11 protein-coding genes, 1 pseudogene and 1 riboswitch are annotated in these 12,501 nt (G+C 56.4%); of the genes and pseudogenes, 3 read left to right on the top strand and 9 right to left on the bottom strand.

All coding sequences use genetic code 11. The features are described from left to right. Positions 1–29 precede the first annotated feature (29 nt). The 6 genes from ABIB18_RS17400 to ascF form a co-directional block, all read right to left on the bottom strand. Positions 30–965, bottom strand: coding sequence for an ABC transporter substrate-binding protein (locus tag ABIB18_RS17400; protein ID WP_354474987.1), 936 nt, complete (start codon positions 963–965; stop codon positions 30–32). A 22-nt stretch (positions 966–987) separates the two neighbouring features. Beyond that, positions 988–1,752 (bottom strand): ABC transporter permease, encoded by a 765-nt coding sequence (locus tag ABIB18_RS17395; protein WP_031377517.1) that lies wholly within the window; start codon positions 1,750–1,752, stop codon positions 988–990. Further along, positions 1,749–2,489: an ABC transporter ATP-binding protein gene (locus ABIB18_RS17390; RefSeq protein WP_354474985.1), complete on the bottom strand. Its 741-nt coding sequence runs from the start codon at positions 2,487–2,489 to the stop codon at positions 1,749–1,751. The genes ABIB18_RS17395 and ABIB18_RS17390 overlap by 4 nt, the downstream gene beginning before the upstream one ends. Continuing rightward, on the bottom strand, positions 2,486–3,181 hold the full coding sequence (gene tenA, locus ABIB18_RS17385; protein WP_031377518.1) for a thiaminase II: 696 nt from the start codon (positions 3,179–3,181) through the stop codon (positions 2,486–2,488). Before tenA ends, ABIB18_RS17390 begins: the two co-directional genes overlap by 4 nt. Positions 3,182–3,262: 81 nt before the next feature. Then, positions 3,263–3,365, bottom strand: a riboswitch (TPP riboswitch). Between the two features lie 123 nt (positions 3,366–3,488). Then, positions 3,489–4,919, bottom strand: a complete 1,431-nt coding sequence (locus ABIB18_RS17380; RefSeq protein WP_089561818.1) for a 6-phospho-beta-glucosidase — start codon at positions 4,917–4,919, stop codon at positions 3,489–3,491. A gap of 31 nt (positions 4,920–4,950) precedes the next feature. Then, positions 4,951–6,402 carry a PTS cellobiose/arbutin/salicin transporter subunit IIBC gene (gene ascF / locus ABIB18_RS17375; protein ID WP_354474982.1) on the bottom strand — a complete coding sequence of 484 codons (1,452 nt, stop codon included), beginning with the start codon at positions 6,400–6,402 and terminating at the stop codon, positions 4,951–4,953. Between the two features lie 253 nt (positions 6,403–6,655). Between ascF and ABIB18_RS17370 the strand changes: the two genes are divergently transcribed. After that, positions 6,656–7,669 (top strand): LacI family DNA-binding transcriptional regulator, encoded by a 1,014-nt coding sequence (locus tag ABIB18_RS17370; protein ID WP_354474980.1) that lies wholly within the window; start codon positions 6,656–6,658, stop codon positions 7,667–7,669. A 3-nt stretch (positions 7,670–7,672) separates the two neighbouring features. Here the strand turns inward: ABIB18_RS17370 and ABIB18_RS17365 are convergent, their stop codons facing one another. Together ABIB18_RS17365 and ABIB18_RS17360 are read right to left on the bottom strand one after the other, a co-directional pair. Beyond that, the gene (locus tag ABIB18_RS17365) at positions 7,673–8,422 is read right to left on the bottom strand and encodes a DeoR family transcriptional regulator (protein WP_354474978.1); all 750 of its coding nucleotides are present in this window, start codon (positions 8,420–8,422) and stop codon (positions 7,673–7,675) included. Positions 8,423–8,497: 75 nt separating this feature from the next. Beyond that, a pseudogene (locus ABIB18_RS17360) lies at positions 8,498–9,760 on the bottom strand (DUF1479 domain-containing protein). Between the two features lie 255 nt (positions 9,761–10,015). Between ABIB18_RS17360 and ABIB18_RS17355 the strand changes: the two are divergent. Next, complete coding sequence (locus ABIB18_RS17355; protein WP_143811584.1) at positions 10,016–10,837, top strand: Cof-type HAD-IIB family hydrolase; 822 nt, start codon at positions 10,016–10,018, stop codon at positions 10,835–10,837. Between the two features lie 78 nt (positions 10,838–10,915). On the opposite strand, the gene ABIB18_RS17350 is transcribed toward ABIB18_RS17355, so the two are convergent. Further along, positions 10,916–11,308 carry a winged helix-turn-helix transcriptional regulator gene (locus tag ABIB18_RS17350; protein ID WP_354474976.1) on the bottom strand — a complete coding sequence of 131 codons (393 nt, stop codon included), beginning with the start codon at positions 11,306–11,308 and terminating at the stop codon, positions 10,916–10,918. A 110-nt stretch (positions 11,309–11,418) separates the two neighbouring features. Between ABIB18_RS17350 and ABIB18_RS17345 the strand changes: the two genes are divergently transcribed. Next, positions 11,419–12,468 (top strand): NAD(P)-dependent alcohol dehydrogenase, encoded by a 1,050-nt coding sequence (locus ABIB18_RS17345; RefSeq protein WP_354474974.1) that lies wholly within the window; start codon positions 11,419–11,421, stop codon positions 12,466–12,468. Positions 12,469–12,501: the final 33 nt, after the last annotated feature.

Here is a 12,501-nt window from a genome sequence, read left to right as displayed (position 1 = left end):
CCCGCAGCAATCGCTGCGGGCTTAGCCGATCACTGCCCGTCGATAGCGTAACGCTCAACCGGTGTAATCTTTTTAATCAGCCGGTTATCAAACAAAAACTGCTCATAGGCCTGATAACGGGCACGGTCCAGCTTCGCCGGATCGGCAGCAAACAGCGGCAGCGAAGCCTGCCACGCCTGATGGTTCAGCGGCGTATTCAGTTCAGGATGCCGGGCGGCAAAAGTCTGCCAGCTGGCTTCAGGATGAGCCTGCAATTCCGCGTTGCCGCGTTTAAGCGCCCGCATGAACTTTTTGATTTTCTCTGCGTGCGCTTCATCGCGGTTAGCGACAATAATCAGCTCGTCATAGGCCGGCACGCCATAATCCTCGACCTTAAACACCACCGGAACTTTACCCTGCAGCCTGATTTCCAGCGCTTCAATATTCCGATAGCCGCCAATTACCGCATCCACCTGGCCGGTCAGCAGGGCACTGGTCAGCTGGAAATTGACGTTAATCAGCTTCACCTCGCTGGCCTTCACCCCGTCATGCTGCAGCATCGCCTCCAGCGTGGCCTGCTCAATCCCGCTGACCGAATAGCCGATCCGTTTACCCTTTAAGTCTGCCGGTTTTTTTACCGTCTTATCCAGCGTAATCAGGGTATTCAGCGGTGTGTTTATCAGGGTGCCGACCCGCATCAGCGGTAATCCCTGGTCAGCAAAGAAATGCAGCTGCGGTTGATAGGTAATGGCTAAATCTGCCTGCTTCGCCGCCACCAGCCGTGGAGGTAGCGCCGGGTCGGACGGTGGAACCAGGGTGACATCCAGTCCTTCCGCTTTAAATGCGCCGATTTGCTGCGCCACCATAATCGGCGCATGGTCTGGGTTGATATACCAGTCGAGCATCAGCGTCAGTTTTTCTGCTGCATGAAGCGGGCTGGTGAGTGCGGCGCTGATGATCAGCGTCGACAGAAAAGGTTTAAGCATCAGTTTTCTCGCAGGGTAGAGGTCATGAGGAACTCTCCGGCGCCCAGTCGATCAGGCGGCGAAGCAGGGCATCGACGGCCAGCCACAGCGCCAGCGTCATCAGCACCAGAATAAACAGCGCGGCAAAACAGATATCACTCTGCATCCGGGCGTTGGCATTAAGCATTACGTAACCCAGCCCTTCGGCCGAACCGACCCATTCGCCAATAATCGCGCCAATCGGTGCCACGGCCGCCGCCATTCGCAGACCAGAGCCGAGCGCCGGCAGGGCGGCCAGCAACCGGACATGACGCAGTTGCGATCCGTGCGAGGCACCCAGCGTGCGAGCCAGATCGAGATAACCCGGACTGACGCGGCGCAGGCCATCGTAAAATGCCGAGGTCACCGGGAAGAAAATCACCAGTACCGCCATCGCCACTTTGGCGCTCATGCCGAAGCCAAACCACAGTACTAACAGCGGTGCCAGCGCAAATACCGGGATCGCCTGACTGGTGAGCACCAGCGGCATCATCCAGCGCTGCAGACGCGACGAAAAAGTCATGCCGAGCGCCAGCAGGCAACCCAGCGCCACGCCAATCATCATACCGCTCAGAATTTCAGTGAAGGTAATCAGGCTGTGATAGCCGAGCCAGCTCTTACTGGTCCATAACGCCTGCGCGACCGCTGCTGGCGAAGGCAGCAAAAACGCCGGCACCGGCAGCAACGTCACCAGCCACCACAGCGCAATCAGGCCGCAGAACAGAGTGATACCACGCCACAGCGGGGCAAAGCGGCTGAGGTGTTTCATAGCGCCACCTTAGCCAGCTGTTGCAGCAAAGCGGCCTGGCTGCGCATCACGCCAGCATCATCAGGCGCGCGCGGCGGCTGACCCGCTAATGGCGGGCAGGGTTCAATGCCTGAGCCGGTAAGCACCCGCATATGATGGCTGAGTCGGCAGGCTTCCGCCGCGTCGTGGGTAATCAGCAACACGGTATGCTGCGCCAGCACCCCGGCGGCGAGGGTCTGAATCTGGCTGCGGGTCAGCGCGTCGAGCGCGGAAAAGGGCTCGTCCATCAGGACGATCGGCTTTCGTGCATATAAGGTGCGCGCCAGCGCAGCCCGCTGCCGCATGCCGCCAGATAGCGTGGCGGGCCGCGCCGTTGCGTAGCGAGTCAGACCGACCCGTGCCAGCAGATGATGCGCCCAGTCGCGGTCCGGTTTTTCGCCATGCAGACGGCTGGCGAGGCAAACATTCTGCTCCACGTTCAGCCACGGATAGAGCAAATCCTGCTGGCCCATCCAGGCGATCCGACCGGCCAGCGGCAGGCCATCACTGCCGCTGATCTGCCCGGAAGTCGGCGGCGTCAGGCCAGCAATGACCCGCATCAGGCTACTTTTCCCGACGCCGCTGGCACCCAGCAGCGCAGTGCAGGCCGCCGCAGGGATCTCCAGGTTGAGTGAGTCGAATAGCCGATGCGATCCAAAATCCAGCCTGAGCTGACGGACAGAGATGCCCGGCGGTGATAACAGTGTTGAACGGCTCATTGGGATGACGTCAGTTGCGGGTCGAGGCCCATCTGCCAGAAGGCAGATTCCAGTCGGGTGGCGGTGGTAAATATCGTCGCCAGCTGATCGAATCGTTCAGCCCCGGCGCGCTGGTGGGCCAGGGTTTCAAACAGATTCAGCGCGGCGCTGACGCCGGCCAGATAATCGGCATCGCCGTAATTGCGGATCCAGTCGGCGTAAGGATTGTCTGCGAGCACCGTCGCGGGATGATGTAACAGCGTCAGGCCGATTTCAGCATAGCCGGCAACGCATGGCATTAACGCGGTCATCAATTCAAGTGCATCTCCGCTGTGGCCGACATCCAGCACGTAACGGGTGTAGTTGATTGTTTCAACGGCTTCGGCCTGGCGGGCCAGCGCAGCTTCGCTGATTCCCCACTGCTGGCAGTAAGCCACATGCAGCGGCAGTTCATTGACGATGGCGTTGAGAGAAGCCGTAGCCGCGCGCAGTGCTGCCGGGTCCTGCAGTTTACTGACCAGCAGTCCATAGGCGCGGGCAAAGTGCAGCAGGAACAGATAATCCTGGGTGAGGTAATGACGAAAAGCGGCGGGAGGCAACTGACCCTGACCGAGTTGCTGCACAAAATCGTGCGACACGTAGGCGTGCCAGTGATCGCCAGCCTGTTGACGCAGGCGGCCATAAAAGCCGGTCTCGAAAAGTGCAAGTGACATAGGATCCCCATTAACGGTTCGTTAACATAAGGAGATCCGGGCATACGATGAAGAACAGGCAAAAACGCAGAAGATGGTGCAGAAACGCTGCCGACCCGTCCCTTCGCTGGCATGACCCAGATCAGGTTCAAAGGGTTCGGCTTGCGCCATCTCAGCCCATTACAGGACACCCCTCGGAGACGTTTGTTATACGATAATTGTTAGCTGAATACAACGGCAGGCCGCAGGCCAGCTCAACCAGCAGCCCGCTTGTTGCTGCGGGTCGGCTGACCATAATAGCCTTTTCTGTCGATACAAGGTGACAGCGTCACTCCAGATCTTCACCATTGCTGGCGATGACTTTTTTATACCACCAGAACGATTTTTTCCGGCTGCGCGCCAGCGTGCCGTTGCCCAGATCGTCACGATCGACATAAACAAATCCGTAACGTTTACTCATTTCGCCGGTCGAGGCGGCAACCAGATCGATGCAGCCCCAACTGGTGTAACCCATCACCGGCACACCGTCGGCAATCGCATCGCCCATCGCCCGGATATGTTCACGCAGATAGCTGATGCGGTAATCATCTTCAATCTCACCGGCATCATTGAAGGTATCGCGTGCGCCCAGACCATTTTCGACCAGAAACAGCGGCTTCTGGTAGCGGTCATACATCATATTCATGGTGATGCGTAAGCCAAGAGGGTCAATGCCCCAGCCCCATTCACTGCGCGTCAGATGCGGGTTGGTCAGAGATTTCACCACGTTGGCGGCGCTGCTGTTAAGTTCGTTCATCTCCGCCGACGCGCAACGCGAGGCGTAGTAGCTGAACGAAACAAAATCGACGCTGTTTTTCAGGATCTCCGCATCGCCGTCATCAATCTGCAGGCTGACTCCTTTTTCACGAAACAGGCGGGCCGCGTAGGCGGGATAGTACCCGCGCGCCTGCACATCAATGAAGAACAGGTTTTCCCGGTCTTTTTCCAGCGCCGCCCAGACATCTTCCGGTTTGCTTGACCACGGATAGAAGTTGCCGCCTGCCAGCATGCAACCGACCTGATTAGCCGGATTTATTTCATGGGCGATTCTGGTCACCAGCGCGCTTGCCACCAGCTCATGATGGGCTGCCTGATACTTAACCTGCTCATGATTTTCACCTTCTTCAAACACCAGCCCGGCGCCGGAGAACGGACTGTGCAGCAGAATATTGATCTCATTAAAGGTCAGCCAGTACTTCACCAGACCGTCAAACGCTTCAAAGCAGCTGCGAGCATAGCGGGCAAAAAAGTCGATCATCTTGCGGTTGCGCCATGAGCCATATTCAGTAACCAGATGCATCGGTACATCAAAGTGGCAGAGCGTTACCAGCGGTTCGATATTGTATTTCCGGCACTCTTCAAACACCGCGCGGTAAAAGGCGATCCCCTGCGGATTAGGCGTCAGTTCATCCCCATTCGGATAGAGACGGCTCCACGCAATGGAGGTACGAAATACGCTGAATCCCATTTCCGCCATCAGTGCGATGTCTTCCGGATAGCGATGATAGAAATCAATTGCGTCGTGGCTGGGGTAAAACTCATCGTCACGCAGGGTGAAGCGCTGCTCCAGGCCTAACTTTACCGGCATCCGGTGCGGACCGTGGGGGATCATGTCAACGGTGGTTAAGCCCTTTCCGCCTTCACGATAGCCCCCCTCAGCCTGATTGGCGGCTAACGCGCCGCCCCATAAAAATCCTTGCGGGAATCTTGATTCAGACATGAAATCCTCTGTTTCGGGTCAGCATTGCCCGTTAGTTGGCGTTAATCGCGTTGGTTCGCTCGGTCACCGCAGCCGGTGCTGGTGCAGCCGCTGTGGCCGGCTCGGTTTCAGGAATGTCCTCGAAACCTAAAATCAGCGTCAGCACAAATGACAGCACGACCGACAGCACCATCACCGCCGCGACCCAGACGATAGTCATCGGATTAGCGGGATCAAAAAATTGTACGCTGGTAAACAGGCCGGGCGAGGCCATCGAATGGCTGGCCAGGCCGCCAATACCGGCTACTGCGCCACAGATAAAGCCGCTGATTAAACAGGCGATCAGCGGACGTTTCAGCCGGACCGCCACGCCATACAGCGCCGGTTCTGAAATGCCAGCGATAATCGCCGACGCCGCCGCGGCCAGCGCGGTCTGACGCAGTTCACGGTTTTTGGTTTTGAACGCCACCGCCAGCGACGAGCCACCCAGTGACAGGTTGGCACCGATTTCGGACGGCATCACCATTCCCTCTTTGCCGGTTTCAGCAATGGTCTGGATGATGGTCGGCGTAAACACCCGGTGCATTCCGGTCATCACCAGCAGCGGCCAGATGGCACCCATAATTGCCACCGACAGCCAGCCGAGATAGCCGTGAACGGTATACACCAGCGCCGAAATCCCGCTGCCGATCCAGATACCAATCGGCCCGATCAGGACGATGGCGATCGGTGCAGCAATCAGCACAATCAGCATCGGTTTAAGGAAGTTTTTTGTCACCGCCGGGGTGATGCGATCGACGCCGCGTTCAATGTGCGACAGGATCCAGGTCATCACCAGCGCCGGAATAACCGTGTAGGTATATTTCACCGCGGTGACCGGAATGAAGGCAAATTCTACCGGCTGGCCCTGCGCCGCTTTAGCCATCAGCTCGATGAAATTGGGGTGCACCAGCACCCCGGCAATGGCAATCGCCAGCGACATGTTGGTTTTAAATTTCAGCGCCGCCGACGCCGCCACCATCACCGGCAGGAAGAAGAACGCCCCGTCGCCAATCACATTCAGGATCACCAGGGTTGATGAGCCTTTTTCAAAGACTCCAGCCATGTCGAGGATCATCGCCAGCAGTTTGACCATCGATCCGCCGATAATGGCCGGAATTAACGGTGACATGGTGCCCACCAGCGCATCGAGAATCCCTGCGCCAATCCCTTTTAAGGTCAGCTTACGCTTCACCGGCGCAGAGGCACCGCCAGGCGAACCCAGCTGCAATACCGCCTGATAAGCCTGTGACACATTGTTGCCAATAATCACCTGGCACTGGCTGTCGTTGTGCACCACGCCCATCACGCCATCAATGGCTTTTAATCGCACAAGATCGACCTGCGTCTGATCTTTAACCACAAAGCGCAGGCGAGTCATGCAGTGGGTGAGCGCGTCAATATTGGTGAGGCCACCTAACGCGTCGACGATAGCGCGTGAAACCTCGGCATAGTTTCTGGGCATGATGGATCTTCTCTGTAGGGTAATCGGTCAGTGTTATGTTTTATGCCCTGACTAAGCGGCGAATAGGAAACCGGTTTCACAAAATCATGAAGATCTTTATTGGATGCGACAAGCGCTAAAAATACTCAATTTTCGGTTTTGTGATGGATGTCACCACGCGGGTGGATGAAAAGCGGCGGCGTGCCGGTGAAAATATTTCCAATAATGAGAGGCTTAGGTAGACTGGAAACCGACGCAGTGAAGGAGCAGTGAAATGGCAACGATTCAGGAAGTAGCCGCGCGGGCAGGCGTTTCAAAAGCCACGGTGTCGCGGGTGTTGTCCGGCAACGGTTATGTCGGGCAGGAGAAGCGCGAACGGGTACTGCAGGCGATAGCTGAAACCGACTACCGGCCGAATCTACTGGCGCGTAACCTGGCGACCAAATCCAGCCAGACGATTGGCCTGGTGATTACCAACACGCTCTACAGCGGCAGTTACTTCACTGAACTGATGGCCCACTCGGCGCGGATGATGGAGCAGCAGGGGCGTCAGCTTATTCTGGCCGACGGCAAGCATACTGCGGAGCAGGAGCGGGCGGCGATCCAGTTCCTGCTCGATCTGCGCTGTGACGGGATTATTATCTATCCGCGCTTTCTCTCTATCGATGCGCTTGATGCCATCATCTCCCAGCATCGCCAGCCGATCCTGGTGATCAATCGCCGCCTGCGCGTTAACGACAGCTACTGCATTTACATCGACCAGCACGCCACCAGCGCCGATGCTGTCAGCCAGTTGCTGGCCCGTGGACATCGTGAGATCGCCTTTATAACCGGATCGCTGGATTCACCGACCGGTATGGAACGCTTGTCGGGTTATCAGGCCGCGCTGAAAGATGCGAAGATTGCGCTTGATCCGCAGCGGATCGTGCAAGGGAAGTGGACAGCACAGAGCGGCATGGCGGCGGTCGATAGCCTGCTGGCGCGCAAGGTGGGGTTTACTGCGATTGTTGCCAGCAACGATGAGATGGCGATCGGTGCCATCAAGCGGCTGACCGAATGCGGTATTGCCGTTCCGCAGCAGGTGTCGGTGCTGGGTTTTGATGATATTCCGCTGGCACCCTACATCACGCCTTCGCTGTCGAGCATCAAACTGCCGGTCACCGAAATGATCAACGAAACCATTGGCCGGCTGGTCACCATGCTGGATGGCGGTGAGTGGCGACCGCGGCCGCCGTTTAACGGCAGCCTGATACTGCGTGATTCGGTTGCTGACTGCCCTGCGGCGTAGGGCTTAGCCCGTGCTGACCTGAATCACCTCAATCTGCTGCTCCTGCAGTTGCAACAGGATGGCGGCATCAAGCTGATCGTCGGTAATGACCTGACGGACCTGGTAACCCGGCGACAGCGGATAGGGCTGAATCTGACCAAATTTCGAGCTGTCGGTCAGTGCATAGCTTTCAACACCTTTTGCCAGCACCGCATCAACCACATCGCAGCGCAGCATATTACGACCGGTAAAGCCGCTTTCCGGGTGCCAGCCATCGACCCCAACAAACGCCTTATGAAAATGCGTCTGCTGAATACAGTAACGGGTCAGCGGACCGACCATCGACTCACTGCTTTTTTGTAGCAGGCCGCCCAGCACTATCACTTCGCAGGCGGCATCGCGCAGTAATTGGGCGATGTAGTGACTGACGGTAATCAGGGTGATATCACTGCGGTCCGCCAGCGCGCGCGCCAGCAAAGCATTTGTACTGCCACCTTCAATAAACACCGACTCGCCCGCCTTCACCAGGCTGGCGGCACGATCGGCCAGCGCCTGTTTAATCGGGTAGCGGGTATTCATCCGGGTTCCCACATTGTCACTGTCGATCGCCAGCGCAGAGCCGTGGATCCGCCGCAATAAGCGATCGCGTTCCAGCAGGGTCAGATCCTGACGCACCGTGACTTCTGAGACGCCCGTTAGCTGCGCCAGTTCGCTGACAGCGATGGTGCCCCGGGTATTAACCAGTTGAATAATCTGATGATGACGTGGATTCATAAGCCCGCTTCGCAGAATAATAATCGCCGCAGTTTAACAGGGAAAGGACCGCGCCGGAGCCGACGCGGTGATAAATCAGGCTAAATCCAGCGCCCGGCGGCCATTCTGATTCAGATCGGCCAGCGTGAAGCGCTGCTGCCAGTTCGCTTCGTAATCTTCAGGCGGAAAATCAGCGGGCGAACGACCCTATTCCAGCGCCTCGGCAACCTGCCGGGCATAAGCCCGATTCTTGTCGCACATCGGCGCGGCCGGGATGTACATCACATTGCCCCAGCCCCGTTGATTCTCAACCGGCGCCACCGCGTGAATCACATCGCAATGCCACCAGACGGAATCGCCCGCCTCTAAAGCGGGGATGGAACTGAGTCCGGCAATCAGGTGTGGGTGCCATTTCTCATTGATCGGCAAAACCCGGCCTGGCTCTACGCCGCACAGCTCATCTTCCGGGACATCGGATAACAGCGGACGCAGCAGCACATAAGCCATCGCTTCTGGTACCGGCACCACATGCAGCAGACCCTGGCCCGGAATCATATCTGACAGGGCGGTCCAGCCCTGGAAGGTGCGGAACACCGAGCATTTGGTGGTATCTGGCACGTCATATTCATCCACTTCAGTACGATGCGCGGCATCCCACGGATCGTATGCAGCGAAATCACCGCTGAACAGTCTGGCAAAGACCTGCTGATAAGCGGGCAGCAGCCAGCGTTCAAGCGCGCCGGAATCAGTATGCGCACCCAGCCCTTTTGAGGTGGTGCCCGGCAGCCGGCGACGGATACGGTCGGGATAGATCACGCTGACATCCGGATCAAACCACTGCTGTCCCTGCGAATCGAAGGTCCACAGGCGATTGAGGAAGGATTGCGCCTGGATCATCGCATCACTCTGACGCGCCTGCATCTGCGCCTGCGACCAGTAAATCGGATAGATTTCTGGCCGGGATGCTTCCAGGCTGCCAAAAAAATTGTCGCCAGGACCGCGATACTGCTGGTCGAAGTGGTTCAGCTCGAGGTAATCAAGCATCGACTTATCCCACGCCAGAGCCTGCTCGCGGGCAAAATGCTGTTTGATGATCACGCAGCCGCGTCGTTTGATCTGCGCCCGGGTTTCATCTGAAACCTCGCCTCTGGCCAGAGTCTGCATCTCCACCATGGGCCAGGCACTGCCTGTTCGCTGCTCATCAGCCTTAGCGTCGGCAATTGCCGCTTCAATTTTGTCACACACCTGGCGGAACAGCGCTTCCACATCACCAATCTGGCTGCGCAACTGCTGTTTCATCTGGCGAATCGCTGCTTTTACGTCAGCAGGCAGAGGGGTAGCCCGGGAATTAACCGTCATCTCATGCTCCTTAACTTGTCAGGGTTGAGTTACGAGTGAAAATTATTTAACCTTCATTCGTAAATTACGGCTGAGATTAACATCCTTGTAACCATTAAAAACGTGCGCTGTAACACATGTTCCAAACCGGAACGCTCTGAAAGCCGTTAACAAACTCACTATCAGCATTCTCAATAATCCACACAGCGAGTAAGCTTTATGAATCAATTCAATCAGCCGAAAGGATACGACGGCGCAGGTATAGGGGCAGGCAAGATGGCGGTTAAGATGATTGCGGTGGATATGGATGGCACCTTTCTGGATGACAACAAGCAGTACAATGTCCAGCGGTTCTCACGTCAGTATGCATTGCTGAAGCAGAAGGGGATCCGCTTTGTGGTCGCAAGCGGGAATCAGTATTACCAGTTGCAGCGCTATTTTCCCGACATTAAAGATGAAATTGCCTTTGTGGCGGAAAACGGGGCGTGGGTCTCTGACTGCAACGAAGAGATTTTTTGTGGCGAATTAGCCAAAGAAAAAGTCCATCAGATCCTCGATATCCTGGCGCACGAACCGGATATTGCAGTAGTGGTCTGCGGCCGTAACGGTGCCTATGTGCATTCATCCGCCTCGGATGAGGTGCTGGCGATGCTGGCGAATCATTATCACCGGCTGGAAAAGCGTGATGATTTATATGACATCGACGACACCATTTTCAAATTCTCCCTTAACCTGGCGCATGAAGATGTGGATGCGCTGCTGCAACGGCTGCACAACCAGCTGGGCGAACTGGAGAACATCATGCATCCGGTTTCGAGTGGCTTTGGTTTTATCGACCTGATTATTCCCGGCTGTCACAAGGCGCACGGCATTGCGCTGCTGCAGGAAAAATGGGGCATCAGCGATTGCGAAGTGCTGGCGATTGGTGACAGCGCTAACGACATTGAGATGTTGCGACAGGCCTGCTTCAGTTTTTCAATGGCGAATGCGGTTGATTCGGTGGCTGCCGTCGCACGCTATCAGACCCAGAGCAACAATGACGAAGGCGCGCTGAACGTCATTTCCCGGGTACTGGCTCGCGAATTCCCCTTCGACTGATTCTCATCAGTGCGAAGAATCAACGCGTGGCATCTGGTCGTGATTCTTTGCACTAACGGCAGGGTAGCGGCGATATCGTTACCCTGCGGTATCCTGACTTTCTCGCGCATGGCGCTCCATCTCATCCAGCGCTGCCTGATTTTCCAGTCCCCACTGATACATCTGTTCAATCGGTTCCGCGAACCGATGACCCAGCGCAGTCAGGCTATATTCGACCTTTGGCGGTACCACCTGATATACCTGACGTGAAACCAGCCCTCGTTGCTCCAGTTCCCGCAGCGTCTGAATCAGCATCTTCTTCGAAATACCCTGCAGGCTGCGTTCCAGTTCACCCGTCCTGGCACGGTTTTCTGGCCAGTGATAAAGCGCGTGCAGCACCATGGTGCTCCATTTTACCGCAAACAATTCCAGCAGGCGGCGCGGCGGTGAATCGGCATAAAAGCAGAGTTTTCCATCAACCCAGACCGGCATAACCTTTCTCCATTAGCATGGTTACCAAAGGGTAACTACTACCAAAATGGTAACCTTGTGTCTATAGTGTGCCGCTTTCTTTAGCGCTATAAGCCACCAGGAGGCGACAGATGAAAATTAATGCACTGGTTGCATCACAGGCCAGCCAGCCGTTACGAGCAGGGCAGGTTGAGATTCGCGATTTACAGCCGTACGACGTCATGATTGAGGTACTTTACTGTGGCGTTTGTCACTCAGACCTGCACATGGCACGCAACGAATGGGGCGTCAGCCGCTATCCATTAGTTGCTGGCCATGAAATTGTCGGTCGGGTAGCCGCAGTGGGTGACAATGTGACACAGTTTGCGATGGGGCAGACTGTCGGGGTTGGTGTGATGGTTGACGCCTGCGGGCAATGTCATTTTTGTCAGCAGCAGGAAGAGCAGTATTGTGAGGCGGGCTTCACGCCGACATATAACGGCATCGATAAATATACCGGCGCGTCTACCTTTGGCGGTTATGCCGGACAGGTGATCGCTGACCAGAATTTTGTGGTTTCGGTGCCCGATAACCTGGCATTGAACGCGGTGGCTCCGTTACTTTGCGCCGGCGTTACCGTCTGGTCGCCGCTGCGTCATTTCAATGTCAAAGCCGGCGATCGGGTTGGCGTGGTCGGTCTGGGTGGGTTAGGGCATATGGCGGTTAAACTGGCCAGCGCGCTGGGCGCAGAGGTCACTTTATTTACCACTTCGCCTGAGAAAGGAGCTGATGCGCGTCGTCTTGGCGCCAGCCAGGTCGTCGTTTCACGTGATGCCGCGCAGATGGCAGAGTGCCAGACTTCACTGGATATCATTCTGGATTGTGTTGCGGCTCCGCACGATCTTGATCCGTATCTGGCGACGTTAAAAACCAATGGTCAGCTGGTGCTGGTCGGCATTCCCGATCAACCGCATCCCTCACCGAACGTCACACCGATGGTATTTCGTCGGCTTAGCATCAGCGGCACCTCGATTGGCAGCATTAAAGAGACGCAGGAGATGCTCGATTTCTGTGGTCAGCACAATATTACCGCTGACGTCGAGATGATTACCGGCGAAGAGGTTGAAACCGCCTTCGCGCGTATGCTGACCAGCGATGTGAAATATCGCTTTGTGATTGATATGCAGAAAACCGGCTGGTAACGGCAATACGGTCTGCCTGTGGGCAGGCCGTAA

Origin of the sequence: Pantoea sp. UYEF8, assembly GCF_040546285.1 — a bacterium.
GTDB lineage: Bacteria > Pseudomonadota > Gammaproteobacteria > Enterobacterales > Enterobacteriaceae > Pantoea > Pantoea brenneri.
The sequence above is the reverse complement of the archived record's forward strand: the minus strand, read 5'-3'. Positions and strand labels throughout refer to the sequence as shown.

Bases quoted from the DNA above. Each gene is read 5' to 3' on its own strand.
- ABIB18_RS17400 (WP_354474987.1), bottom strand. From the start codon at position 965: ATGCTTAAACCTTTTCTGTCGACGCTGATCATCAGCGCCGCACTCACC.
- ABIB18_RS17395 (WP_031377517.1), bottom strand. From the start codon at position 1,752: ATGAAACACCTCAGCCGCTTTGCCCCGCTGTGGCGTGGTATCACTCTG.
- ABIB18_RS17390 (WP_354474985.1), bottom strand. From the start codon at position 2,489: ATGAGCCGTTCAACACTGTTATCACCGCCGGGCATCTCTGTCCGTCAG.
- tenA (WP_031377518.1), bottom strand. From the start codon at position 3,181: ATGTCACTTGCACTTTTCGAGACCGGCTTTTATGGCCGCCTGCGTCAA.
- ABIB18_RS17380 (WP_089561818.1), bottom strand. From the start codon at position 4,919: ATGTCTGAATCAAGATTCCCGCAAGGATTTTTATGGGGCGGCGCGTTA.
- ascF (WP_354474982.1), bottom strand. From the start codon at position 6,402: ATGCCCAGAAACTATGCCGAGGTTTCACGCGCTATCGTCGACGCGTTA.
- ABIB18_RS17370 (WP_354474980.1), top strand. From the start codon at position 6,656: ATGGCAACGATTCAGGAAGTAGCCGCGCGGGCAGGCGTTTCAAAAGCC.
- ABIB18_RS17365 (WP_354474978.1), bottom strand. From the start codon at position 8,422: ATGAATCCACGTCATCATCAGATTATTCAACTGGTTAATACCCGGGGC.
- ABIB18_RS17355 (WP_143811584.1), top strand. From the start codon at position 10,016: ATGGCGGTTAAGATGATTGCGGTGGATATGGATGGCACCTTTCTGGAT.
- ABIB18_RS17350 (WP_354474976.1), bottom strand. From the start codon at position 11,308: ATGCCGGTCTGGGTTGATGGAAAACTCTGCTTTTATGCCGATTCACCG.
- ABIB18_RS17345 (WP_354474974.1), top strand. From the start codon at position 11,419: ATGAAAATTAATGCACTGGTTGCATCACAGGCCAGCCAGCCGTTACGA.